The 23,586-nt window shown below is 62.4% G+C and carries 25 protein-coding genes and 1 other RNA gene; 18 read left to right on the top strand and 8 right to left on the bottom strand.

Features of this window, described 5'->3' with window-relative positions; genetic code table 11:
* The first annotated feature begins 129 nt into the window (after positions 1 to 129).
* Positions 130 to 1,524: a replicative DNA helicase gene (locus CSC73_RS02835; protein WP_163839069.1), complete on the top strand. Its 1,395-nt coding sequence runs from the start codon at positions 130 to 132 to the stop codon at positions 1,522 to 1,524.
* A gap of 76 nt (positions 1,525 to 1,600) precedes the next feature.
* Here the strand turns inward: CSC73_RS02835 and CSC73_RS02830 are convergent, their stop codons facing one another.
* A complete protein-coding gene (locus tag CSC73_RS02830) occupies positions 1,601 to 2,527 on the bottom strand; it encodes a hypothetical protein (protein ID WP_211840793.1) in 927 nt (308 codons plus the stop codon).
* Positions 2,528 to 2,565: 38 nt separating this feature from the next.
* Between CSC73_RS02830 and alr the strand changes: the two genes are divergently transcribed.
* From alr to CSC73_RS02815, 3 genes are all read left to right on the top strand, one after another.
* A complete protein-coding gene (alr, locus tag CSC73_RS02825) occupies positions 2,566 to 3,753 on the top strand; it encodes an alanine racemase (protein ID WP_163838904.1) in 1,188 nt (395 codons plus the stop codon).
* An 80-nt stretch (positions 3,754 to 3,833) separates the two neighbouring features.
* Positions 3,834 to 5,303: a WS/DGAT/MGAT family O-acyltransferase gene (locus CSC73_RS02820; protein ID WP_163838903.1), complete on the top strand. Its 1,470-nt coding sequence runs from the start codon at positions 3,834 to 3,836 to the stop codon at positions 5,301 to 5,303.
* Between the two features lie 121 nt (positions 5,304 to 5,424).
* Positions 5,425 to 6,102 carry a YiaD family glycine zipper/OmpA-like lipoprotein gene (locus tag CSC73_RS02815; protein ID WP_093280067.1) on the top strand — a complete coding sequence of 226 codons (678 nt, stop codon included), beginning with the start codon at positions 5,425 to 5,427 and terminating at the stop codon, positions 6,100 to 6,102.
* Between the two features lie 51 nt (positions 6,103 to 6,153).
* On the opposite strand, the gene CSC73_RS02810 is transcribed toward CSC73_RS02815, so the two are convergent.
* The 3 genes from CSC73_RS02810 to CSC73_RS02800 form a co-directional block, all read right to left on the bottom strand.
* Positions 6,154 to 6,711 carry a sugar O-acetyltransferase gene (locus CSC73_RS02810; RefSeq protein ID WP_163838902.1) on the bottom strand — a complete coding sequence of 186 codons (558 nt, stop codon included), beginning with the start codon at positions 6,709 to 6,711 and terminating at the stop codon, positions 6,154 to 6,156.
* Positions 6,712 to 6,857: 146 nt separating this feature from the next.
* Complete coding sequence (locus CSC73_RS02805; RefSeq protein ID WP_425502263.1) at positions 6,858 to 7,811, bottom strand: MBL fold metallo-hydrolase; 954 nt, start codon at positions 7,809 to 7,811, stop codon at positions 6,858 to 6,860.
* A 65-nt stretch (positions 7,812 to 7,876) separates the two neighbouring features.
* Complete coding sequence (locus CSC73_RS02800; protein ID WP_163838900.1) at positions 7,877 to 8,512, bottom strand: NAD(P)-dependent oxidoreductase; 636 nt, start codon at positions 8,510 to 8,512, stop codon at positions 7,877 to 7,879.
* Positions 8,513 to 8,612: 100 nt separating this feature from the next.
* Here CSC73_RS02800 and CSC73_RS02795 point away from each other — a divergent pair, with 100 nt between their 5' ends.
* From CSC73_RS02795 to CSC73_RS02765, 8 genes are all read left to right on the top strand, one after another.
* Positions 8,613 to 9,542, top strand: a complete 930-nt coding sequence (locus CSC73_RS02795; protein ID WP_163838899.1) for a LysR family transcriptional regulator — start codon at positions 8,613 to 8,615, stop codon at positions 9,540 to 9,542.
* 97 nt (positions 9,543 to 9,639) lie between these two features.
* Positions 9,640 to 9,915 (top strand): integrase core domain-containing protein, encoded by a 276-nt coding sequence (locus tag CSC73_RS18625; protein ID WP_163838898.1) that lies wholly within the window; start codon positions 9,640 to 9,642, stop codon positions 9,913 to 9,915.
* Between the two features lie 17 nt (positions 9,916 to 9,932).
* The gene (locus CSC73_RS02785; protein WP_163838897.1) at positions 9,933 to 10,337 is read left to right on the top strand and encodes a hypothetical protein; all 405 of its coding nucleotides are present in this window, start codon (positions 9,933 to 9,935) and stop codon (positions 10,335 to 10,337) included.
* A gap of 1,281 nt (positions 10,338 to 11,618) precedes the next feature.
* On the top strand, positions 11,619 to 12,299 hold the full coding sequence (locus tag CSC73_RS02780) for a recombinase family protein (RefSeq protein WP_163838896.1): 681 nt from the start codon (positions 11,619 to 11,621) through the stop codon (positions 12,297 to 12,299).
* 423 nt (positions 12,300 to 12,722) lie between these two features.
* The gene (locus CSC73_RS02775; RefSeq protein ID WP_163838895.1) at positions 12,723 to 12,998 is read left to right on the top strand and encodes a hypothetical protein; all 276 of its coding nucleotides are present in this window, start codon (positions 12,723 to 12,725) and stop codon (positions 12,996 to 12,998) included.
* 127 nt (positions 12,999 to 13,125) lie between these two features.
* Positions 13,126 to 13,767: a hypothetical protein gene (locus tag CSC73_RS02770; RefSeq protein WP_163838894.1), complete on the top strand. Its 642-nt coding sequence runs from the start codon at positions 13,126 to 13,128 to the stop codon at positions 13,765 to 13,767.
* Positions 13,767 to 14,081, top strand: coding sequence for an FDXHR family putative zinc-binding protein (locus tag CSC73_RS18620; protein WP_425502262.1), 315 nt, complete (start codon positions 13,767 to 13,769; stop codon positions 14,079 to 14,081). The genes CSC73_RS02770 and CSC73_RS18620 overlap by 1 nt, the downstream gene beginning before the upstream one ends.
* A gap of 132 nt (positions 14,082 to 14,213) precedes the next feature.
* Positions 14,214 to 14,438 (top strand): helix-turn-helix transcriptional regulator, encoded by a 225-nt coding sequence (locus tag CSC73_RS02765; protein WP_163838893.1) that lies wholly within the window; start codon positions 14,214 to 14,216, stop codon positions 14,436 to 14,438.
* An 89-nt stretch (positions 14,439 to 14,527) separates the two neighbouring features.
* Here CSC73_RS02765 and ssrA read toward each other — a convergent pair.
* Positions 14,528 to 14,881, bottom strand: a transfer-messenger RNA (tmRNA) gene (ssrA, locus tag CSC73_RS02760).
* Positions 14,882 to 15,037: 156 nt separating this feature from the next.
* On the opposite strand from ssrA, the gene CSC73_RS02755 reads away from it, so the two are divergent.
* On the top strand, positions 15,038 to 17,506 hold the full coding sequence (locus CSC73_RS02755; protein ID WP_425502261.1) for a S8 family peptidase: 2,469 nt from the start codon (positions 15,038 to 15,040) through the stop codon (positions 17,504 to 17,506).
* Between the two features lie 76 nt (positions 17,507 to 17,582).
* Here CSC73_RS02755 and smpB read toward each other — a convergent pair whose 3' ends face one another.
* On the bottom strand, positions 17,583 to 18,077 hold the full coding sequence (gene smpB, locus CSC73_RS02750) for an SsrA-binding protein SmpB (RefSeq protein ID WP_163838892.1): 495 nt from the start codon (positions 18,075 to 18,077) through the stop codon (positions 17,583 to 17,585).
* Between the two features lie 64 nt (positions 18,078 to 18,141).
* On the opposite strand from smpB, the gene CSC73_RS02745 reads away from it, so the two are divergent.
* A complete protein-coding gene (locus CSC73_RS02745; RefSeq protein WP_093280074.1) occupies positions 18,142 to 18,570 on the top strand; it encodes a type II toxin-antitoxin system RatA family toxin in 429 nt (142 codons plus the stop codon).
* Positions 18,570 to 18,830, top strand: coding sequence for an RnfH family protein (locus CSC73_RS02740; RefSeq protein WP_163838891.1), 261 nt, complete (start codon positions 18,570 to 18,572; stop codon positions 18,828 to 18,830). The genes CSC73_RS02745 and CSC73_RS02740 overlap by 1 nt, the downstream gene beginning before the upstream one ends.
* Positions 18,831 to 18,833: 3 nt before the next feature.
* Here CSC73_RS02740 and CSC73_RS02735 read toward each other — a convergent pair whose 3' ends face one another.
* The gene (locus CSC73_RS02735; protein WP_163838890.1) at positions 18,834 to 19,232 is read right to left on the bottom strand and encodes an outer membrane protein assembly factor BamE; all 399 of its coding nucleotides are present in this window, start codon (positions 19,230 to 19,232) and stop codon (positions 18,834 to 18,836) included.
* A 114-nt stretch (positions 19,233 to 19,346) separates the two neighbouring features.
* Here CSC73_RS02735 and fur point away from each other — a divergent pair, with 114 nt between their 5' ends.
* Positions 19,347 to 19,748, top strand: coding sequence for a ferric iron uptake transcriptional regulator (gene fur, locus CSC73_RS02730; RefSeq protein ID WP_163838889.1), 402 nt, complete (start codon positions 19,347 to 19,349; stop codon positions 19,746 to 19,748).
* Between the two features lie 254 nt (positions 19,749 to 20,002).
* Here fur and recN read toward each other — a convergent pair whose 3' ends face one another.
* Positions 20,003 to 21,670, bottom strand: a complete 1,668-nt coding sequence (gene recN, locus CSC73_RS02725; protein ID WP_163838888.1) for a DNA repair protein RecN — start codon at positions 21,668 to 21,670, stop codon at positions 20,003 to 20,005.
* A gap of 96 nt (positions 21,671 to 21,766) precedes the next feature.
* Between recN and hrcA the strand changes: the two genes are divergently transcribed.
* Together hrcA and grpE are read left to right on the top strand one after the other, a co-directional pair.
* Positions 21,767 to 22,816: a heat-inducible transcriptional repressor HrcA gene (hrcA, locus tag CSC73_RS02720; protein WP_163838887.1), complete on the top strand. Its 1,050-nt coding sequence runs from the start codon at positions 21,767 to 21,769 to the stop codon at positions 22,814 to 22,816.
* Positions 22,817 to 22,866: 50 nt separating this feature from the next.
* Positions 22,867 to 23,397: a nucleotide exchange factor GrpE gene (gene grpE, locus CSC73_RS02715; RefSeq protein ID WP_163838886.1), complete on the top strand. Its 531-nt coding sequence runs from the start codon at positions 22,867 to 22,869 to the stop codon at positions 23,395 to 23,397.
* Positions 23,398 to 23,586: the final 189 nt, after the last annotated feature.

Genomic DNA, 23,586 nt, shown 5'->3' with positions numbered 1-23,586 from the left:
AAGGTTTATCAAGCAATCGTACTTATCCACAGGTTGTGCCATCGCGAGCACACAGGCGGAGCACCTACGATGGCCGATCACGCAAGCATCCGCAGCATCGCAAGAACCGCACAGGAATCCACCGCACCCATGTCCGCACGCCCAGGTTTCCGCTACGACCAGCACGACGCGCGTATCGAACAACTGCGCGTGCCGCCGCACTCCATCGAAGCCGAACAGGCGGTGCTGGGCGGGCTGATGCTGGCGCCGGAAGCCTACGACCGCATCAACGACAAACTCAACGACGTCGACTTCTACCGCCGCGACCACCAGCTCATCTACCGCGCCATCAGCGAACTGGCGGAAAAGAGCCGCCCCTACGACGCGGTGACCCTGGGGGAGTGGTTCGAATCGCAGGGGCAGATCGAGCAGGTCGCCGGCGGCGCCTATCTGGTCGAGCTGGCCACCACCACGCCGTCGGCCGCCAACATCGTGGCCTATGCGGAGATCGTGCGCGACAAAGCGGTGATGCGGCAATTGATCGAAGTCGGCACCGCGATCATCAACGACGGTTTCCAGCCCGACGGCCGCGACAGCGCCGAGCTGCTGGCCAAGGCCGAGCAGGAAGTCTTCGCCATCGCCGAGGCCGGCGCGCGCGGACGCACCGATTTCACCGCGGTCAACACCGCGTTGAAGGACGCGTTCGAAGTGCTGCAGAACCGCTTCGAGAACGGCGGCAGCATCACCGGCCTGCCGACCGGCTACCACGAATTCGACGAGATGACCGCCGGCCTGCAGCCCACCGATTTGCTGATCCTGGCCGCGCGCCCGGCGATGGGCAAGACCACCCTGGCGCTGAACATCGCCGAGTATGCGGCGATCAAGTCGAAGAAGGCCGTGGCCGTGTTCTCGATGGAAATGTCGGCGTCGCAGCTGGCCCTGCGCCTGATTTCCTCCAATGGCCGGGTCAACGCCACCCGCCTGCGTACCGGCCAGCTGGAGGACGAGGACTGGAGCCGCGTCACCAGCGCCATCCGCATGCTCAAGGAAACCAAGATCTTCATCGACGACACGCCGGGGCTGTCGCCCGACATATTGCGTTCGAAGGCGCGCCGCCTCAAGCGCGAGCACGATCTGGGCCTGATCGTGATCGATTACCTGCAGCTGATGGCGGTACCGGGCAACAGCGAAAACCGGGCCACCGAGATCTCCGAGATCTCGCGCTCGCTAAAGGGCCTGGCCAAGGAACTCAACGTGCCGGTGATCGCGCTCTCCCAGCTCAACCGCTCGCTGGAAACCCGCACCGACAAGCGCCCGGTGATGGCCGACTTGCGCGAATCGGGCGCCATCGAGCAGGACGCCGACGTCATCATCTTCATCTACCGCGACGAGTACTACCACAAGGACTCGGCGGACAAGGGCCTGGCCGAAGTCATCATCGGCAAGCAGCGCAACGGCCCCACCGGTTCGGTCAAGCTGAAGTTCTTCGGCGAGTACACGCGCTTCGACAATCTGGCCCACGATGCGGTGGGAAGCTTCGAATAGCGTTCTGCGACAAACGTAGGGCGGGCACTGCCCGCCACCCATGTACGTCGGAGATCCATGGCGGGCAGTGCCCGCCCTACATGTTGGCCTTGGGCTTCTCCTGCGTCACCTTGTTCAACAACTTCACCGCATAGCCGCTGCCCGGCACCACCGCCGAGGCCATTTCGGCGCCCAGCTCGAACATCATTTCCCGCGACATCACGATGTCCACCTTCTCGCGGAACCATTCCCCGTTCTCGATCACCTCGCCGGTCAACCCGTCGATCTCGATCACGCCCAGCTTGTTGTTCCAGTTGTATTCGAAGGCAAATACCGGACGGAAGTACAGGTGCGCGGTAGTGAACTCCACCGTGTCGCTCTGGATCGAATGCGCATCGATGGGCTCGGCGGCCAGTTTGGCCTTCACGATCTGCACCGCGGCGTTGAACGGCAGCTGTGGCGGGATAGTGCCGTCCACGTCCAGCTGGGTGCGCTCGGTGGCCTTGTAGCGGTCGATGTAGCTCTGCAGCTTGACCGGCTTGATCCCGCGCTTGAGTCCGTCCTGGTGGACTACCGCGTCGATCTTGCGGTGGCAGAATTCCTGCAGCTGCACGTCGATGCGCGGTTTGCTGCCGCTGTCGGGAACGATCTCGAAGGCGCTGCCGGCGATTTCCACCCTGCGCGCATAAGGATTGGTGATCTGCACCGGATACACCGCTTCGTGCAGGTAGTCGATCTCGCGGCGCGCCACGAGGTGCCAGAAGGGTTCGTAGCGCAGCTCCCACTTCGACAGCTTCACGGTTTCGGGTTTCGGACGGTTCAACGGGTTGAGCCGGGCCAGTGTGCCGAAGGCGGCGAGCTTGCTTTTCTCGGCCTGCTCTTCAGCGGCCCGGCTCGGGTATATCTCTTCGAAATAGAGGATGCGGTAGACCGAACTGTCCGGGTTGGGCGTGGTGTCCATCATCGATCCTGGCGCGCCGTGGCTATCCTTGTCGATACGAAATCCGGCGGTGGCGCAGGCCACCTGCGATGCCGCCGGGGCAGGGCGGCTACAATCCGGCGATGTCCGAACCGTCTACGACCGCCGTGCCCGGCCAAGCCAACCTGTATCGCACCGAAGCCAGCGACCGCCCCACGCGCATCCGCGTGGACCTCGACGCATTGACCCACAACCTGCGAGCGCTGCACAGCCGCACCGGCGTGCCGGTCATGGGCATCGTCAAGGCCAATGCCTATGGGCATGGCCTGGTGCCCGTGGCTTTGCACCTCGAAGCGCAGGGCATCGCCCAGTTGGGCGTCGCCTTCGTGGAAGAGGGGCTGGCGCTGCGTCGGGCGGGAGTGCGGGTGCCGATCCTGGTGCTGGGCGGCATCCACGCCCCGCAGGTGACCCAGTTCCTGATCCACGATCTGGAAGTGACCGTCTCCTCGATCGACAAGCTTCGCCAGGTGGAGCAGGCCGCCCAATCCATCGGCCGCAAGGCGGTGATCCACCTGAAGATCGATACCGGCATGGAACGCATCGGCGTGCACAGCGAGAGCGCGGCGGCGTTCATCGAAGCGGCGGCGGCTTCGTCCTGGTGCACGGTCAAGGGCGTCTATTCGCATCTTGCCTGTTCCGACGATCCTTCTTCTGCCATGACCGCCATGCAGTTGCAGCGCTTTCTGGCCGCCTGCTCGCACTTCGAGCGGATCGGCGCGCCGATGCCGCTGCGCCATCTGGCCAATTCCGGCGGTGTGCTGCATTTCCCGGAAACCTGGCTGGACATGGTGCGCCCTGGCATCGCCCTGTACGGAGTGATGCCGGACCCGGCCTCGCGCGCTACTGTGGCGCTGAAACCGGCGCTGTCGCTGGTGTCCAGCGTGGTCTACTTCAAAGTAGTGAAGGCGGGCCGCACGGTGAGCTACGGCGCTACCTGGACCGCCAGCGCCGATACCCGCGTGATCACGCTTCCCATCGGTTACGGCGACGGCTACCCGCGCGCGTTGTCCTCGCGCGGCCAGGTGCTGGTGCGCGGGCAGCGGTACCCTATCGTCGGCCGCATCTGCATGGACCAGTTCATGGTCGATATCGGCCCGGACGGTACCGCCTACAACGGCGACGAAGCGGTGCTGATCGGGCGGCAGGGCGATGCGGCGATCGACTGCGAAGCGGTGGCGCAGGCCGCAGGCACCATTCCCTACGAAATCCTGACCGGCCTCAACCAGCGCATACCGCGCGAGTACCTTGCAGGCGGCGCCGTCGTCGCATAACGCTTCCCGCCTGGCCTTCCAAGCTGCGTTGACGCCCTTCGTCGCTGCGTGTTTCACTCGGCGCGGGAGAGGAGAAAACGATGGCAACGACGAAAGCGCCACGCAAGCCGCGCAAGGAACCCATGTCGCGGGTCGATACCGCGTGGCTGCACATGGAACGTCCCACCAACCCGATGATGATCACCGGCGTGCTGATGCTGGACGAGCCGATGACGCTCGAAACGCTGAAGAAAGTGATCAGAAAGCGCTTCCTGGCCTATCCGCGGTTCCTGCAGAAGGCGGTGGATACGCCAGCCGGCGCGGCCTGGCTGGAAGACGAGCACTTCGACCTGGACTGGCATGTGCGCATGACCGCGCTGCCGGGCCGCAGCGACAAGAAATCCGAGAAAAAGGCGTTCGAGCGCTTCGTCAGCCAGATGGCGTCCACGCCCTTGGACAAATCCAAGCCGCTCTGGCAGTTCCACCTGGTGGAGAAGTACGGCGGCGGTTCGGCGCTGGTCACCCGCATCCACCACAGCTACGCCGACGGCATCGCCCTGGTGCAGGTACTGCTGTCGCTGACCGACACCACCCGCAAGCCCGAGAAAAGCAGCGAGCTGCGCGCCGCCTGGCTCAAGCAGGACGGCGCCGAAGTCGTGCGCCGGGTCGGCGCCATGGACCGCTACATGAAGATCGGCGGCAAGGTGCTGGACAAAGGCATGGAGATATATCGCGACCCGACCCTGGCCACCATGCTGGCCAAGGAGGGCGGCGAGATCGGCCGCGAACTGCTGGCGGCGCTGGCGCTGTCCGACGATCCGCCCACCATGCTCCGCGGCAAGCTGGGCGTGAGCAAGCGCGTGGCCTGGGCAGAACCGCTCGATCTGGATGAAGTGAAGGCGGTCGGCCGCGCCTGCGACTGCACTGTCAACGACGTGCTGATGGCGGCGGCGGCCGGCGCGCTGCGCAGCTACATGATCGAACGCGGCGAGGATCTGGAAGGAGTGACTTTGCGCGCCACAGTGCCGGTGAACCTGCGCCCGCTGGAACACGCCAAGAAACTGGGCAACCACTTCGGTCTTGTCTTTCTTGAGCTGCCGGTCGGGGAGGACAACCCGATCCGGCGGGTGGAGCGTGTCGCTCAATGTATGAATGACTTGAAGAATTCAAGGCAAGCCATTGTTGCATTTGGACTTCTCGCCGCACTGGGAATGGCGCCAACGGCGGTGCAGGGGGTCGCGCTGGAGCTTTTCAGCCGCAAGGCCACGGCGGTGGCGACGAATGTTCCCGGCCCGCAACAGCCTCTGTATCTGGGCGGGTGCAAGATGCGGGAGATGATGTTCTGGGTACCGCAGACCGGCTCTATCGGCATCGGCATTTCCATCATGAGCTACAACAACCGCGTGCATTTCGGTCTGATCGCCGACGCCAAGCTGGTTCCCGATCCGGACGCGGTGATCCAGCGTTTCGGTCCGGAGTTCGAGAAATTGCTGTATCTGGCGCTGATGGGCAACTGGGACAGGAGTCTGGATTCGGAAGCGGCGGCCGCTCTGACCGTCGCCTCAAACTGAACGGATCAACTCCGTTTTGCGTTTTCTTCACTCCGCTTTATCCAGCAGACATCACAGGCTAGGTAGCTTGCGGACTCTGAACCACCCAGGGGACACGGTCCCTCATGACAGGAGAAGTCGAATGAAGACCTACGCAATCAAGGCCACCGCAGCTGCGCTTATCGCCACCCTCACCCTGGGTGGCTGCGCCACCTACACCGGGCAGACCAACGATCCCAACGATCCCAACCGCACCCGCAATGCCGCGCTGATCGGCGCCGGTATCGGCGCAGTGGCCGGTTTGCTGAGCGGCGGCAACGCGACCGAACGGCGTCAGCGCGCGCTGGTCGGCGTGGGCGTGGGCGGCCTTGCCGGCGGCGCCATCGGCGCCTATCAGGACCGTCAGGAAGCCGAGCTGCGCCGGCAGACCGCGGGAACCGGAATCGAGGTCAGCCGCGATGGCGATGTCATCAAGCTCAATCTCCCTGATGGCGTTACTTTCGACTTCGGCAAGGCGAACCTGAAACCGCAGTTCTATCCGGCGCTCGATAACGTCGCCAGTACTTTGGCCCAATACAACCAGACCATCGTCGAGGTGTCCGGCCACACCGACAGCGTGGGCAGCGATGCGGCCAACCAGACCTTGTCGGTGCAACGCGCCAATTCGGTGGGCAATTACCTGATCGGCAAGGGGCTGGTGCGCGAGCGTTTCGAAATCGTCGGCTTCGGCGAAACCCAGCCGGTGGCCAGCAACGACACCGATTCGGGCCGTGCCTTGAACCGCCGCGTCGAAATCCGCGTGTTGCCGCTACGTTCGTAAGCCACGACGTTCGGTTGTATTGATGAAACGGGCCGCGAAAGCGGCCCGTTTTCATTGCGGCTTGGCCCTCGCCGGATTGCCGAACACCGTAGCGCCGGCGGCCACGTCGCGCGTCACCACGCTGCCGGCGCCGATCAGGGCATCGTCGCCGATCGTCACCCCCGGCAGGATCAGCGCGCCGGCCCCTATCCAGACATTTTCGCCGATACGCACCGGGCGGCCGAATTCCAGCCCCGTGCGCCGGGTTTCCGGATCGCGCGGGTGGTCGGCGGTCAGTATCTGCACGCCCGGCGCGATCTGGGTCCTGGCGCCGATGGTCACCGTCACGACATCCAGGATCACGCAATTGAAGTTGAGGAATACGCCTGCGCCCAGGTGGATGTTGAAGCCGTAGTCGCAATGGAACGGCGGGCGGATGACCGCGCCATCGCCCACGGCCGCCAAACGTTCGCGAAGCAGTTCGCGACGGAACGAAGCGGGCTGGTCCGCTGCGGCGTTGTAGCGCGCCATCCAGTGCTTGGCGGCGGCTTGCGCGGTCTGTATCTCCGTATCGCCCGCGTCGTAGAGCTCGCCGGCCAGCATCTTCTGCATTTCGGAGCGGGCATTCATCGCAATTGGATCCCTGTTGGCGTGACGCGATTCTAAGCGCCCACAACGCAGCCCACGAAACCGGAATGCAACGAAGATGGGCCGCCTTCGCGACCCATCTCCCGGAACTTTCCAACGTCGCCGGCCGACGGTTGACTATGACGCGATTACGGCCATTTCATTTCGCCCTTGCTGACCTTGGCGCTCAGTTCCAGCGACGGCAGCGCGCCCAGTGTGGGGTAGCGCCGTTTCATGGCCGCGATGAGCGCGTCCGAATTCTTGGCCTTGGCGGCCTCCTCGTCGTAGGCCTTGATGTAAGCGGCGGTGAAACGCACTGCCTGCAGGTCTTGCGCCGCGCCAGGCGCGAAGTGTCCGGGGATCACCCGTACCGGCTGCAGGGATTCGATCCTGGCCAGCGTGGCCAGCCAGTCGGCGTGCGATTGCGGAGTCTGCGTATCGGCCATCCACACGTGCTCGCCGGCCAGCACCGGAATGCCGCCGGCGACGGTCCTGATCGAGGGAATCCACACGAAGCTGCGGTCCGGGGTAGGGCCGTCCAGGCCGACGATCTGAAGTTTCCGCCCTTCCAGATCCAGGCTGTCGCCATCCAATGGTTCGGGAACGATCGCCTGTTTCGGCGCGCCGGCGCCCAGGATCGGTCCCCAGTAGGCCAGCTTGCCCGCGCTGGTTTCCTTGATATGCGCGATGGTCTGCGGGGTGGCCAGGATCTTCGCTTCGGGGAATGCCTGTTTCAGCGTTTCCAGACCGAAATAGAAGTCGGGATCGCCGTGGCTGATATAGATCGTGGTCAGCCGTTTGCCGGAAGCACGGATCAGGTCCACCACTTTCTGCGCGTCGATAGTGGAGAACTGCGCGTCGATCAGGACGGCGTCCTTCGCGCCGCTGACCAGCACCGAAGTCACGGCGAAGATCGCTTTCTCGCCAGGGTTGTAGATTTCGGTCGTCAGTGGTTGGGCGGCCGGTTCGGCGATTTCCGCAGCCGTGGTGGTCGCATCGGTTGCAGCGGCGGGAGCCGCTTGGCGGTCGCATGCGCCCAGGGTCAGGGCGAGGACTGCGCTGCAGGCCGCAAGCAGGGAGCGAGGCTTCATGTTCGTTTTCATGATTGTTCCTTCGTGTGCGATAGGGCTGGTTCGAACTTCTCGCGATGGAGTCGCTACCGGTGCTTTCAGTACGCGACGGTGGCTATCTGCTTCGGGTATCTGGGCCGTTCGATTTCGCTGACGAAGGCATCGGCGTAGTCGGCGTAGCTGATGGCGCTTCTGCCGTCGGCATCGGCCAGGAACGCGTTGGCCTGGCTGCGGAAGACGCCGCGCTTCTCGCCCGGGCCGATTTCCGCGGCAGGCGAATAGAAGGTCCAGTCCAGATCGTCGGCAGCCCGGTAGCGCTTCAGCGCATCGCGATGGGCAAGGGCGACCGGCTTGTAAGCCGCCGGGAAATTCGGCGCATCGACCAGTTGCGTGCCGGGCGCCACTTCCAGGCTGCCTGCGCCGCCTACGACGACCAGGCGACGGATGCCGGCGTCGCGCGCCGCGGCGATCAGCTCGTCGGCAACCCCGCTTAGCGCTGCCTCAGCCCCGGGTGCCGGACCATAGGCGCTGGCCAACACGTCGTTGCCCCGGATAGCCGCAACCAGCGCGTCGTGATCGTCCAACGGCGCAATAACCAGACGGGCACCGGCCAATTCAGGGGGCAGGCCGGCATCGCGGCGGACGATGGCAGTGACCTCGTGGCCGCGGGCGATCGCCTGCTGGGCGATGTGACGGCCGATTTTGCCGGTGGCGGCGATAAGGGCGATTTTCATGGAGCACTCCAGTGTTGAGGGATGGAGGCACTTTAGTGAGCTGAAATCGCGCGAAAAACCCCGTATAAGTACTTTATTTGTTGCGTGGATCGATCAAATAATGGACCGGCTGACCGCCATGACCGTCTTTGTCGAAGTCGCCGAGCGCGGCAGCATGACCGCGGCGGCGGATGCGCTGGACATGTCCCGGGCGATGGTCACCCGCTATCTGACCGAGCTGGAAGGCTGGCTGGGCGCGCGGCTGCTCCATCGCACCACCCGGCGCATCAACCTGACCTTCGCAGGGGAGCAGGCGCTGGAACGCTGCCGCCGGTTGCTGGAACTCGGCGAGGATCTCCAGTCGGCAGTCGGCGAAAGCACCGATGCCTCGCCGCGCGGCCAGTTGCGCATCACCTGCAGCACCTCGTTCGGACAAAGCCAGTTGGCCGTGGCGGTAGCCGATTACATCGCCCGCTTTCCCGGCGTGCGGGTGGACATGCTGATGGTGGACCGTACCGTCAATCTGATCGAGGAACGCATCGATCTGGCTATCCGCATCACCCACGAACCGGATCCCGGCCTGATCGCGCGCCGGCTGTCGGTCTGCCGTTCGCTGCTGTGCGCCACGCCTGCCTATCTGGCCGCACGCGGCACCCCGCAGCGGCCCGAGGACCTGCTCCGGCACGACTGTCTGACCCATCATTTCGTCGGCAAAAGCCTGTGGCAGCTGCGCCGCAACGGGCGCGACATCGCAGTGGCGGTGGGCGGCAGCATCAGCGCCAATGAGGCGAGCGTACTGCTGCAGGCGGTGCGCGCCGACGCCGGCATCGCCATGCTGCCGACCTATCAATTGGCGCCGCTCATCCGCAGCGGCGAACTGATCCCGGTGCTGCCGGATTACGAAGTGCCGCCGATGGGCATCTACGGCGTCTACGCTTCACGCCGGCAGATGCCGACGCTGGTGCGCTCGTTCCTGGATTTCCTGGGCGAACGCTTCGGCGAAGCGCCCGACTGGGACCGTGAGCCGCCATCGGTCCTGCCGCTGGGTTAGGCGCTCCATCGCGGCGCGACCGCCGGAAAACGAAAAGCCGGAACCTCGCGGTTCCGTGCTTGGGCGAGTTCCCAAGGCAATCCGGAGCGATAACGGTATGGAGTTTAAAGGGCATGATTACATCGCTTGGACAAAGGCCGCTGCCGTCCGAAGGGTCTACATCCGTCCAAAATCTCCTACCGAAAATGTCCTTGTGGAGCGCTTCAACCTCACCATGCGGCAAGAGGTGCTTGACCGCTACTTGTTGACTTCGATTGCCGAGGCAGGCCGGATGCTCGAAGACTGGCGTGTGCGGTATAACCTTTCCAGGCCTCACCATTCGCTCGGAGGGCTATCCCCTTTGCAGTATGCTGTTCTAGCGAAATCCAGCTAAAGCAGAGTGGGGGTGTTGTGAAATATTTACTATTGATCCTGCTCTGTGTGGTGGGCTTCCACGGCTTTAGCCAAGAGGTCCGACCGAAGGACGACGTGGTGCTAGTGGTGCCTGACCCCAACCACCCGTGGGCGGCCGCTCAGATAGGAGCCGTGCTTGCTGACGAAGTTGCCTATCACGAAGGTTCGCTGCTCCAGGCGCTAACTCTAGCCAAGTCAGGAGAAGCAAAAGGGGTTATAGAAATCAAACTAGACACCGACGCAGCTTTTGAGACAGGCCGGGTCGTCTGCTACGCCCCCAACGGCAAGAAGCTCTGGGAAGAGAAGATCTTTGTTAACTTTGGTGGCGGCGCAGAGGCGATTGCCCGAAAGTTTGCGGACAAGTTGGAAGTAAAAGTGAAAGGGAAGCACTGCCCCCAATGAGCAGCCGACCGTGAGGGCGAGAAGCAGCTTCCAGAATGCCTCTGGTTACTGCCGGGGCTGAAGTAGAAGAGGCACCGAGGGGCTTGGATAGCCCAACCTACCGGCCAGCCTGTCAGGGGCCTCAAATCTCAGTTTAATGAGAGCAATTCTCATTGATTAATTACCGGTCTTCCTGGCCGTCCATCCGGGCCACCTGCAACGGCGCGGCAACCGATGGATCTGAGATAGCCCTGAGAGGTGCCGGGGCTGAAGTAGAACGACCACGCAGGGGCTCGGGTATACCAGCGGTGCGGGTAGGGTCAGACAGCCCTGAAAAGTGCACCCCGGCATGTAGCAGCGCCCCGCCAATCGGTGAAGCGAAAACCCTTGGGGGTTGGAGGGCATCTCCAGCGGCAGGCGGTAGCCGCTGGATCTCAGCTTAAAAGCAAAAGCAACAGCAAAAGCTCTTAAAGATTAAAAACAAAAGCTTTTAGCTTTTAAAGATCATCTTAAAAGCTATAGCTTTAAAAGCTTTAAGATATTTTTATCTAAAGAGTGCTCTTGACTTACCCAACACCCCACAAGGGGGTGAGCTTCTCAAATCCAGTAGGTTTGGAAGCTCTGGATCTTGATCTTGATTGGGTGAGCAGTGCGGGGCATGACCACTGCGAATGAAGCTAAACCTCTCCCTCCCTTTGAGGGGAAAGGGAGAGGGTGATAGCTCGAATCTCTTTCGAGATTCTCGCCTTTGTCCCAGCCCTAAGCCGTAGGCTGGGACATATGCGGCTTCCCTCTTCGAGGAGAGCATGGCCACCAAGCGAAGCGCTGAAAGTTCGGGTTCTGAGGTGAGAGGAAAGACACCGAAGGGAGTTGGGGCAACCTACAGCCATGGTTGCCACATGGAATTACCTATGCAGCTAGTGCTGCAAGCAAAGCTGCCTTGCTCTGAAAATCCATCTTTATCGGTGATATCTACGCCCTTTGGCTGTCTACGTTGTGGGTAAGCCTTTGGAAACTGGTATTTTTTTTTGAGATTTTGTGTAGGTCGAGTCCATCTCCCTACGCATACCCCCTATCCCCCCGGGGTACCCCCTGCAACAGCACTGCTTTTCCCATCCCCAAACACTTCATCTCTGACCCTCACAATCTCTGTCGCTCGTGACGTTGAGTGATCGCTTTCAGCCGTGGCTCTCGCGCTGGTTCAACTACCCGATAGGCGGTTGTTTTATCAGCTGATAATGCTTGAAACCCCTTGTTTTCTGCTGTCCACTTCCAGCTATCGAACGTTGCGAGGAATTGGAAATGCAGAAACAAAAGTTGGTGATCTATCGTCGTGTATCCACTGATAAACAAGGCAGGAGCGGACTCGGATTGGAGGCGCAGCAGAGCGCCGTAGACGCCTACGTAGCAGCCGTGCAGGGCTCTGTGCTCGGTGAGTACACCGAAGTAGAGAGCGGCTCTAGAAACGGGCGCAGAGAGCTTATGAAAGCGCTCAAGCAGTGCCGTCTAACAAATGCAACCCTGGTGATCGCGAAGTTGGATCGCTTGAGCAGGAATGCAGCCTTCCTCCTAAGCCTTCAAGAGAGTGGCGTTCGCTTCGTAGCAGCCGACATGCCCCAGGCTAACAACCTCACCATAGGCATCATGGCGCTTGTTGCTCAGCAGGAGCGAGAGGCAATCTCTAAGCGGACTAAGGAAGCGTTAGCTGCGGCTAAGACGCGGGGAGTTCGGCTTGGCAATCCCAACGGGGCAGCAGCACTACGAAGGGCAGGGAGAGGCAATCAAGCTGGCACAAAGGCAGCCTCCCACCTGGCTCAGGCCAGAGCACAGGGATTGAAGGAGGTGATTGAGGATTTACGGTCACAGGGAGCAACAACGCTTGCAGCTGTAGCGGACGGGTTGAATGCTCGATCCATGCCTAGTCCCCGTGGCGGGAAGTGGGGGAGAAGCTCCGTGTCGCTGTTACTTGCGAGGCTAGGCTGAATTACAGCTAAGCGAGAATATTATGTAAAGTTGTATCTAATTGATTTATATAGATAGATTGTAGATGCGGTATTGACATTATACGCAATTGTGGTATAATGTTCTTATAAGGGAAGAAACGTCTTTCCTAAGCCACGCAAAGGAGTGACTACTGCAAAGCAGTGTGAGTAACAGCCCCGCCCCTCAAGGGGACAGGCGGGAGAAGTACGACGCAAGAATCCGTGCAGAGATAATGCGGCACGTGAGTGACGGGTTCACCCCGTATCAGATCGCAACAGCAATGAACTTAGAGCCGAAGTACGTCCGCTCTGTGAAGTTCGCCAACGGCACTAGACGCCGCTTACCACCAACTCCAGCCCGACTTCCGGTCATTAGTGACGCGGTTGTCGAAATCATTTCCGCAATTCAGAAGGAGAAACAGATTTGAACCAACCCAAACCGTTCCGCTTGCACGGCTCGCCGCGCTCAGCGTTACGTACCGAGTGGGAGACTGTTAAACAGCGCGTAGCAGCGCAGAACGGACAACCGACCGCGTACACGATTACCCCGTTGCCAAAGAACCCCACAAAGCTCCAAGCCGAATGGCACGCAACACAAGTCAACGTTGCTAAGTCTCTCGGACTGGTTAAGCAGCCGAGCGGTAAGGGCGGCATTTATGGGGATGGTGACGAGAACGAACGCCAGGAGGAAGCTGAGTGACGCTTGAGGATCGGCTGTTCCTGCTCTATGTCAACGCGCTCAGGACAGACCACCCCATCCCAGCTTTAGCGCTGGCAAGGCAGCAGTTAAAAACGTTCGACGAACAAACTAAAGGAGATGCAGATAAGTGAGGAAAGCAGAAAGCGGACAGCACTGGGTAGCAACATGGAAAACTCAGTCAGAAAGGTTCGACCTTGAAGATGACACCGTAGCAAGCCGCGTTCGGGATGAGGAAGTCATAGTTTGGGCAGCGGTTGAGGATCACTTCAATGCACAGGGCTTCGGCGCTTATAGGTTGGAGCAAACGAGAATCCCGGCTCGCCACCCCTCGACCGTGGCCGATGTTCTTCTAAATGTTGCGGGCACAGACCTACGAGGAAAGGTCCTAACAGGTTTCATAGCAGCGCTTCCAATTTATGAAGACGTGGAGGGGGCGGAAACCCTAGAGCAGGCCTACCAAGCGCTAGAGTGGCTGAAGCGAGAGAGGAAGCTGACATTCAAGCGATTTCCCCAGGAGCATGATTGGCCTCAGCAGATCATCCTGCCCTCCGACGACTTGCCATACGGCGGACTGTTCGTGCCGAAGGGTAAGGGCGATCTCCTAGTGAAGCGTGAGTACCAAGGGCAGTTGTCCCTTAGTCACGATTTAGTTGACGTGCTGGCAACCAAGCATCAGTTGTTTGCCCAGTTGGGAATGCATGACGCAATCAACAAGGATTGGCGTCGCATTGACAACGCTCTCGATTACAACAAGAAGCGGGCTCGCTAATGCCTGCCTTACGAGGAGGCAGGTGCGAATGCACAGCCTGCGGCGAGTTCTTTAGCGACGTGAGGGGGTTCGACAAGCACAGAATGGGCAAATTCGGAACAGGGGTTCCGAGGAGCTGCCTGACACCTGCCGAAATGCTGGCTGCGAATTGGGACAGGAACCCCAAGGGTTTTTGGTTAGTACCCGATGCCCGTAGAAGGGCTCTCAAAAGTGCCGGGGCTGAGATAGAACAGCCGTCCGTAATAGGTCACGGTAGTTGGGGAAGGGTCCGCTCTCAACGGGCCGGAAAAGTGCAAATCGCACAAGCTGCGTAACCGGCTCCTCTGAGCCGCACTACACCTGCATACGCGCACCCAGGACATCGGGTGGACGTTCGACTGTGGGCGATGGAAAACCGAAGGGGCTTACCAGTAGGAAGCCCCAATCATTACTAGGAGGATTGTTGCATGACCGTAGAAACCCAAGTTGATATCTCGGCGAATGTGCCGTGCCCATGCCCTGACAAGTTCCTCAAGAAGGACGACGTTCTAGAGGCGACAGCATTGAGCAAGTCCGCTCTTTACCATCGAATCCAGACAAAGGACTTTCCCAAGCCGGTGAAGCTTGGTGGCGCATCTGTCTGGTCAGAGAAGGCTGTGCAGGCATGGATCACAAGCAAGCTGATCCATTGAAATAGTGGGGAAGGTTCGTAGGGAAGGAAATCGCAGACAACAAAAAAGCCCTTTAAAATCAAGGGCTTAATTGCTGTGCCACCAGTATATGGTGGAGATGGCGGGAATCGAACCCGCGTCCGAAGGCACTCCATCCCCGGTACTACATGCTTAGCGTTCCGTTAGATCTCGCCCCCGGGCAGCACGGCACGCAAAGCGCACCCGGTGACCAGCCTGTTTTGGTTAAGCCGTGACTGACAGGCAGCCGTCACAGCCGGTTCCGTGATAATGACCCTACATCCACGAGCACGGGCACAAGTGGGTTCGGGGCTTACGCCTTAAGCGGCGAGAGCGTAGTTGTCGTCGTTGGCAACTAGAAGTTTGCTACTGGATTAACGAGGAAAGTCGCCCCCTCGGCATGCACCAGGCAATTTCGCAACCCCCGTCGAAGCCAGTGCATCCCCGGGAATCAGATCTTGCTGATACCCCCAGTGTAGGGGCGATGGACCCGGGTCACAACTTCTGCGACAGGCGCTGGTTAGCATTGCTTCATCGCTTTCCGCGCCGATGGCCCTGGGCCCGGTGGGAATGCGTTTCCGGTGGAGAGCGGAGGATCGATCATGGCGGCAAAGAAAGGCGGCAAACGGATCCCGGCGTCACGCGGCGTCGCAACAGCGGGCAAGACGACCACCAAGGCGAAGGCACTGGCCAAGGCCAGGAAAGCGGCCCCAGCGAAGTCCGCCAAGTCCGACGCCCTGCAGCGTTCCGATTTCATGGCGGCCGCCCAGGGCGAGGCCAAGACCGTCATCTACATCCATGGCATCGGCAACAAGCCGACCGCCGAGGTCCTGCGCTGCCAATGGGACAAGGCTTTGTTCGGACGCGGCATGGGCGAGCGCACGCGGCTGGCGTACTGGGTCAATCGCAATCGTTATCCGACTCCGGAGCCAGGCACCTGCGGCGACCGCGACCAGGGCCCCACCATCAATCAGGCCGAGCAGCGCGTGCTGAGCGCGCTGGGTGTCGCGCCCAGCCGCCGCGACCTGGGCGAACTGGCCGACGCGCTGGCCGGTACGCCCGCCGAGAGCGAAATGCTGCACGCCATGCTTGAGGAGATGGGCGCGACCGGCACGCCGCAACGCGGCCCCGGCAAGCGCGGACTGCTGGATAAGGTCAATGAAATCCTGCTCAAACTGATCTCAGCCGCCCTGTTGCAGGACGTGCATGATTTTTTCTTCGACAAGACGCGGCGCGGGGCGATGGAGCGCAGTTTGCTGGACCGTATGGAATCCGGTGGCGGGCCATTCGTGGTGGTGTCCCACAGTCAGGGCTCGATGATCGCCTACGAAGTGCTGCGCAAACTCGACCCGGCCAAATACGACGTGGCGCTGTTCGTCACCATCGGCTCGCCGCTCGGCCTGCCCAGCGTCCGCAGCATGTTCAAGCAGTCGATCGGCAAGAAGAAGCTGCCGTTCCCGTCCTGCGTGCGCCATTGGTACAACGTCGCCGACCGCCAGGATCCGGTCGCGCTGGACGGCAATCTGACCGACGACATAGAGAATCCCGGGCAACGCTTCTCCAACCTGCAAGGCGCCGACGTCAATACCGACAGTCCGCGCAATCCGCATTCCGGTTCCGGCTACCTTTCCAATCTGCATGTGCGCGCCAAAGTGCGCGAAGTGGTGGGCGTGGGTTTCGACCAGCCGGTTTCCAACACCGTGCTCATCAAGGATCTGTCCGACCAGCTGGAAGCCAACGGCGCCGAGCATCGCCATGAAGTGCTGATCGAGCTCGACAAGCTGCCGGCGGGCGAGGGCGGTCGCGAGGCAGCGCGCGCTGCGCTGGTCGCGCGCATACGCGGCCTGGCTTCGGAAACGACCAAGCTCAGGAACCAGGCGCTGGACGACGAAATCTACCTGGAGGACAACCTGCAGCGTTTCGTTTCGGCCAAACTGACCCGTTTCGAAATCGAATCGCTGCGCAACGACTACCAGACCTTGAGTTTCAAGCGGCTGTGGCGCGATGCGGGCAAGCGCGCGCTGCTGAACCAGTCGCGCAGCGTGATCCAGGCCGACGCCGCGCAGACGGCCTACCGCGCGCTGGGACAGAAGATCGGTTGGGCAGTGCTGGATACCGGCATCGCCGCTGGGCACCCGCATTTCTACGAGAAGGGCAAGCGCGACGTGGTGGCGGCGCAGTGGGATTGCACCGTGCGCGGCAAGCCGAGGAAATTGCTGCGCGCCGACGGCGTGGCCTTCAGCAAGCTGGACCGCAACGGCCATGGCACGCACGTGGCGGGAGTGATCGCAGGGCAGTGCAGCGCTCCCTTGCCGGGCGACGGCAAGGAAAAGGTGGATTTCGCCGGCATCGCGCCGCTGGCGCAGCTGTACGGTTTCAAGGTGCTGGACGATGACGGCAACGGCCGCGACTCGTGGATCATCAAGGCGGTGCAACAGGTGGCCGACATCAACGACCACGCCGGGGAGCTGGTCATCCACGGCATGAACCTGAGCCTGGGCGGATACTTCGATGCGGAAAGCTACGGCTGCGGCTTCACCCCGCTATGCAACGAACTGCGGCGTCTGTGGCGGCAGGGCGTGGTGGTGGTGCTGGCCGCGGGCAACGAAGGCCTGGCCTGGCTGGTGCAGAACGACGGCGAGTCGTACCCGGCCAACATGGACATGACCATCGGCGATCCGGCCAACCTCGAGGATGCGATCGCGGTGGGTTCGGTGCACAAAGGCAATCCGCACAGCTACGGCGTTTCCTATTTTTCCTCGCGGGGTCCTACCGCCGATGGCCGGCACAAGCCCGACGTGGTGGCGCCCGGCGAAAAGATCATTTCGGCGCACTACGGGTTCAAGGCGTCGGACCCGAACACCTGGATGGTGGAGATGAGCGGCACCAGCATGGCCGCGCCGCATGTGTCGGGATTGATCGCGGGCTTTCTGTCGGTACGGCGGGAGGTCATCGGCTTCCCCGACCGGGTCAAGCAGATAGTGCTGAACCACTGCACCGACATCGGACGCGATCCCTACATGCAGGGCAAGGGCATTCCCAACATGATCCAGATGCTGGCTTCCACCTGATGTTGTAGGAGCGGGCCCTGCCCGCGACCGCTTTGCCGGTAACGCCCGTCGCGGGCAGGACCCGCTCCTACAAAAATCAGGCGTCGCGGTTGTGGCGGCGCATCACGCGCTGTTTGTCGCGCGCCCAGTCGCGGTCCTTGCTGGCTTCGCGCTTGTCGTGGGTCTGCTTGCCCTTGGCCAGGGAGATGCCGGCCTTGACCTTGTTGCCTTTCCAGTAGAGCGAAGTGGGCACGATGGTGTAGCCGTCGCGCTCCACCTTGCCGATCAGCACGTCGATCTCGCGTTTATGCAGCAGCAGCTTGCGGGTGCGGCGATCGTCGGCGACCACGTGGGTGGAGGCCTGGATCAGGGGCGTGATCTGCGCGCCGAACAGGAACAGCTCGCCATTGCGGACCACCGCATAGGCCTCGGTGATGTTGGCGCGGCCGGCGCGGATGGCCTTCATCTCCCAGCCCTGCAACGCCATGCCGGCCTCGTAATGCTGCTCGAGGTGGTATTCGTGGCGCGCGCGCTTGTTCTGCGCAATCGTGCCAGTGCTGTTTGCTTTATCCTTGCCGGGTTTCTTCGCCATGGCGCTATTGTCGCCGATGGGGGAAGTGCACGCGAGCTTGTCCCATAAAGAGTCCCGTCAACGCATGCAAACCATCCGCCGCAGCGCCCTGGTCGAACACTCCACCGCCCGCATGTTCGAACTGGTCAACGACGTGGCCGCCTACCCGCGGCGCTTCGACTGGTGCAGCGCCGCCGAGTTGATCGAGTCCGGCCCCGACCGCCTTGTCGCGCGGCTGGACCTGGGGCTGGGCGCCTTGAGCACCTGGTTCACCACCGAAAACACGCTCGACCGCCCGCACAGCATCGACATGAACCTGGTCGACGGCCCGTTCCGGAAATTGCACGGCCGCTGGGAATTCCATGCGCTGGACGAATGCGCGAGCAAAGTCACCCTGACGCTGGAATTCGATCCCAACAACCGTCTGCTGGGCCCGGCGATCGCGCTGGGATTCCAGGGGCTGGCGGACCGCATGGTGGACGATTTCGTGCGGGTCGCCGACCGGGGCGAATGATGAAGGTCGAACTGATCATGGCGTGGCCGCGCCGGCACCGGGCCGTGACGCTGGATCTGCCCGAAAACGCCACACTGCAGCAGGCTCTGGAGAAGGCGGGCTGGACGCAGGTCGAGAATGTGGACGGCTACGCGGTCTTCGGCGTCAACGCCGAAGCATCGACCGTATTGCATGAGGGCGATCGCATAGAGCTGTTGAGGCCGCTGCAGATCGATCCCAAGGATGCGCGCCGCCGGCGCGCATCGAAAGCCAAGCGCTGAGGCTCAGCGGCGGCGGGAGCCGCCTTTCTTCTTGTCCTTGGCCAGGTTCGGACCGAACTTGCGCACATCTTTGGACAGCTGCACATCGTTTTCAGGGAAGTATTCGCCTTCCCACTTCGAAACCACGTCGCCTTCGAAAAACACCGTGAGGTTCTTGATCTCGATGCTGCCGCGGCGGTTGGTGCGTTCGGAGGCGGTGTAGTCCCAGCGCTGCGCATGGAAGGGATCGGCGATGGAGGGCGTGCCCAGCAGGGCGACGACCTGTTGCTTGCTCTGGCCCACCGCCAGTTGGTCCGCGTTGCTCTTCTCGATCAGGTTGCCCTGGTAGATCGGCTGTTTGTACAGGATGCCGCAACCGGAGACAGCGAAGGTTACGGCGGCGATCAGCAGGAATTTACGCATCGGGAAGGGCACCGCGATTCGACAGGGAATTGACCGGGCGATGATACACTTCCGACGACCGCCGCAACCCGGTTCGAGGCAGCTGGCGCTAAACCGCCAATGAACGGAGAGGCCATGGAATCGCAGGATCTACGCAAAGTCGGACTGAAGGTGACGCATCCCCGGATGCGCATCCTGGAGCTGCTGGAACAGAGCAAGCCCCGCCACATGACCGCCGAGGACATCTATCGCCATTTGCTGGACCATGGCGACGAAATCGGCTTGGCCACGGTCTACCGGGTGTTGACCCAGTTCGAGGCTGCGGGCCTGGTGCTCAAGCACAACTTCGAAGGCGGGCAAGCGGTCTATGAACTGGACCGCGGCCAGCACCACGACCACATGGTCGACATAGACACCGGCAAGGTCATCGAATTCTCCAGCGAGGAGATCGAGGCGCTGCAGGCCAAGATCGCGGCCCAGCACGGCTACGAGATCGAAGAGCATTCGCTGGTGCTTTACGTGCGCAAGAAACGCTGAGGTTGTGCTTTTCCCTTCTCCCCTTGCGGGAGAAGAGCCTGCCCCGTACTCGATACGGGGTGCCCGTAGAGCTTGCCCTGTACTTGATACGGGGGCGGAAGAGGGCGAGCGGAGTGGTACGCCTTAACAGTCAGGACTACAGATGATCTAGCGAACACGGCTTGATGGCTGCGGTCGGAAGTATTCACCTCTCCACCAGCCCCTCTCCCGGCACGCTTCGCGCGCCGACCTCTCCCACAAGGGGAGAGGTGGATTCACGCCACGTCGCTCAACAGCCGCTTCGCCGCCGCGCGCGCTTCCTTGCTCACTTCCACGCCACCCAGCATGCGGGCGAGTTCTTCTTCCCGATCTTTCGCGCGCAGCAATTCCACAGAGCTTTGGGTCATGCCGTCCACCGGCGCCTTGCTGACGCGGTAGTGCGCATGGCCCTGCGCCGCGACTTGCGGCAGGTGGGTCACGCACAACACCTGGCGCTTTTCGCCCAGGGCACGCAGTTTCTGCCCGACGATGTCCGAAACCGCGCCGCCGATGCCCGAATCCACTTCATCGAAGACCATGGTCGGCACCGCGTCCAGCCCCAGCGCCGCCACTTCGATGGCCAGCGAGATGCGCGAGAGCTCGCCGCCGGAAGCCACCTTGCGCAGCGCACGCGGGGGTTGGCCGGCATTGGCAGACACCAGGAATTCCACCCGCTCGCCGCCCAGCGGGTCGGCGCGCTCGGTTTCGTTGGCTTCCAGCGCGATCTCGAAGCGGCCCCCGCCCATGCCGAGCTCGGCGATCAGCGCGGCGGTCGCCTTGGCGAGTTTGTCGGCGGATCTCTGGCGGGTCTTGCTCAATTTAGCGGCGGCATCGCGCCACGCAGTGGTGGCCGAGGCGATTTCGGTATTCAAGCCGAGCAGGCGCTCCCCGGCGCCGCGCAAGCCATCCAGTTCCGCAGCGATGGCGTCGCGGCGCGTCTCTAGCTGCTCCGGCGCGACCCGGTGCTTGCGCGCCAGGTCGTGGATACGGGTGAGCTTGCGTTCCAACTCCATGAATTGCGCCGGATCGGCGTCGAGGTCGTCGCGCACCTTGTCCAGCACCACCAGCGCTTCGTCCAGTTGGATATTGGCGCTTTCCAGCAGCGCATCGACTTCGCCAAGACGCGGCTCGTGCTCGGCCATGCGCGCCAGTTCGCTGCGGGTCTGCTGCAACTGCCTGGAAACCGAAGGCGCTTCCTCGCCTGCCAGACGCGCGAAGGCGGCGTTGCAGGCGTCGATCAGGCCCGAGGCATGGGCTTGGCGGCGGTGGCTGGCCGACAGCGATTCGATGGCCGCCGCGGCCAATTCTTCTCGCTCCAGTTCCTTGAATTGATGTTCCAGGTAATTGATTCGGTCCGACACGTCGCCTTGCCGGGAGAGGGTGTCGCGTTCGTGCAGCAAAGCGCTCCAGGCCTGCGCGGCGTTGCGGACAGCGGCGCGTTCGGATTCGTTGCGCGCGTAGGCGTCCAGCAGCTCCAGCTGGCTGTGGCGCGACAGCAGCGCCTGATGTTCGTGCTGGCCATGGATTTCCACCAGCAGGCCGGCCAGTTCGGTCAGCTGGGCCAGGGTGACGCTGCGGCCGTTGATGAACGCGCGCGAGCCGCCATCGGCACGGATCACCCGGCGCAGCTGGCAATCCCTGCCGTCGTCCAGTTCGTTCTCGTGCAGCCAGGCCAGGGCGGGGGAGGCGTCGTCCAGACCGAACTCGGCGGAGAGTTCGGCGCGCTCGGCGCCATGGCGCACCACGCCGCTGTCGGCGCGCAGGCCGGAAAGAAAACCCAGGGCGTCCACCAGCAAGGACTTGCCTGCGCCGGTTTCGCCTGAAATTACGGTCATGCCCGGGCCGAACTCCAGTTCGGCGGAGCGGACGACGGCGAAATCCTTGAGGGCGAGGTGTCTGAGCATGGCTGCGCATTGTAGTGGCATGCGGCGCAACGTCTGAGACGGAGGTTTCGGACGCCGCGGCTTGCAATGGGCACCGGCTGGGGCTATCTATCCCGCATGTCGTCCCAGCCCGTCTCCCTCGACCCCCGTGCCCGGCATCTGCTGCGCACGCTGATATCGCGCTATATCCGCGATGGCGAGCCGGTCGGCTCGCAGACGCTGGCCAGGCACGCGGGGCTGGACGTCAGCGCCGCCACCATCCGCAACATCCTGGGCGACCTGGAGGAAATCGGCCTGTTGGCTTCGCCGCATACTTCGGCCGGGCGCATTCCCACCGCGCAGGGCTACCGCATGTTCGTGGACAGCCTGGTGCAGATGAAGCCGCTGGGCGAGGGCGAAGTGGCGCGCCTGCGCTCCGAACTGCCGGCCGGCGTCGGCACCCAGGCGTTGCTGGGCAATGCGTCGGAACTGCTTTCGGCCATGACCCATTTCGTCGGCGTGGTCAGCGCCCCCAAGCGCGAGCAGTTCGCCTTCCGCCACATCGATTTCGTGCCGCTGGACGGGCGCCGGGTGCTGGCGATCCTGGTATTCGCCGACAACGACGTGCAGAACCGGGTGATCGAGCCGCGCCGCACCTACGACCCTTCCGAACTGGAGCGGGTCGCCAACTACCTGAATTCCAATTTCGCGGGCCGGCCATTGTCCGAAATACGCGCGACGCTGCTGCGCGACCTGCGCAACGCCCAGTCCGAGATGGAGGGGCTGCTGGCCCATACCGTGGAGTTGGCCGAACACGCCTTCGTTCCGGCGGGCGAGGACATGGTGCTGACCGGGCAGACCCGGCTGATCGGCGTACAGGACCTGTCGGACCTGGACCGGCTGCGGGAGCTGTTCGAGACCTTCGCGCGCAAGCGCGAGATCCTGCAATTGCTGGAGCGCACTCTGCAGGCCCCGGGCGTGCGCATTTTCATCGGCGAGGAAACCGGCCTGGCTCCGCTGGATGGAGTCTCGGTGGTGACCGCGCCGTATATCGCGGGCGGGCAGGTGCTGGGCGTGCTGGGGGTGATCGGGCCCACCCGGATGGCGTACGAAAGAGTGATTCCGGTGGTCCAGGCCGCCGCCGATGCGCTGGGCTCCGCCTTGAATCCTGAAGCGCAGACCCCATAGGTTCGTCTTACGCCGTCCGTTACCGGGGACGGCCCGCCACGGAAGCCCGCATGACCCACAGCCCAAATCAATCCGATTCCGCGCCCGACGATATCGCCGAAGGCGGGGAAAACAACCTTGAAAACCAGTTGGCCAACGAAGTGGAGCAGCTGCGCGCCGAGCTGGAACAGACCCGCGCCGACGTGCTCCGCGAACGCGCCGACCTGGAGAACCAGCGCAAGCGCGTGAGCCGGGACCTGGAGCAGTTGCGCAAGTTCGCCAACGAACGCCTGCTGTCGGACCTGCTGCCGGTCTTCGACAGCCTGGACGCGGGTTTGGCCGCAGCGGGCAAGGAGCCAGGCCCGTTGCACGACGGCCTGGAGCTGACCTTCCGTCAACTGCTGAAAGTCGCCGCGGACAATGGCTTGAGCATGATCGATCCCACCGGCGAAGCATTCAATCCGGAATTCCATCAAGCCGTCAGCCATGTGGAAGCGCCGGGCGCGGCCCCCGACAGCGTGGTTCAGGTGTTCCAGAAGGGCTATCTGCTCAACGACCGCCTGCTGCGGCCCGCGCTGGTCGTGGTGGCCAAGCACGACTGACTATCTCCTTCCCCTTCAAGGGGAAGGCGGGATGGGGATGGTTTTCCGAGCAGACGAGATGAATCTCGGAAGCGGGCAAACACCATCCCCACCCAACCCTCCCCTTGAAGGGGAGGGCTTAAACCCCACATTCCATCCATAACCCGGCGTATGGCCGGCCAAAGACAGACCTTTTAGGGAGCAAGCAAC

It is taken from the genome of Pseudoxanthomonas sacheonensis (genome assembly GCF_010093305.1).
GTDB lineage: Bacteria > Pseudomonadota > Gammaproteobacteria > Xanthomonadales > Xanthomonadaceae > Pseudoxanthomonas_A > Pseudoxanthomonas_A sacheonensis.
This window is presented reverse-complemented; position numbering and strand designations above follow the sequence as displayed.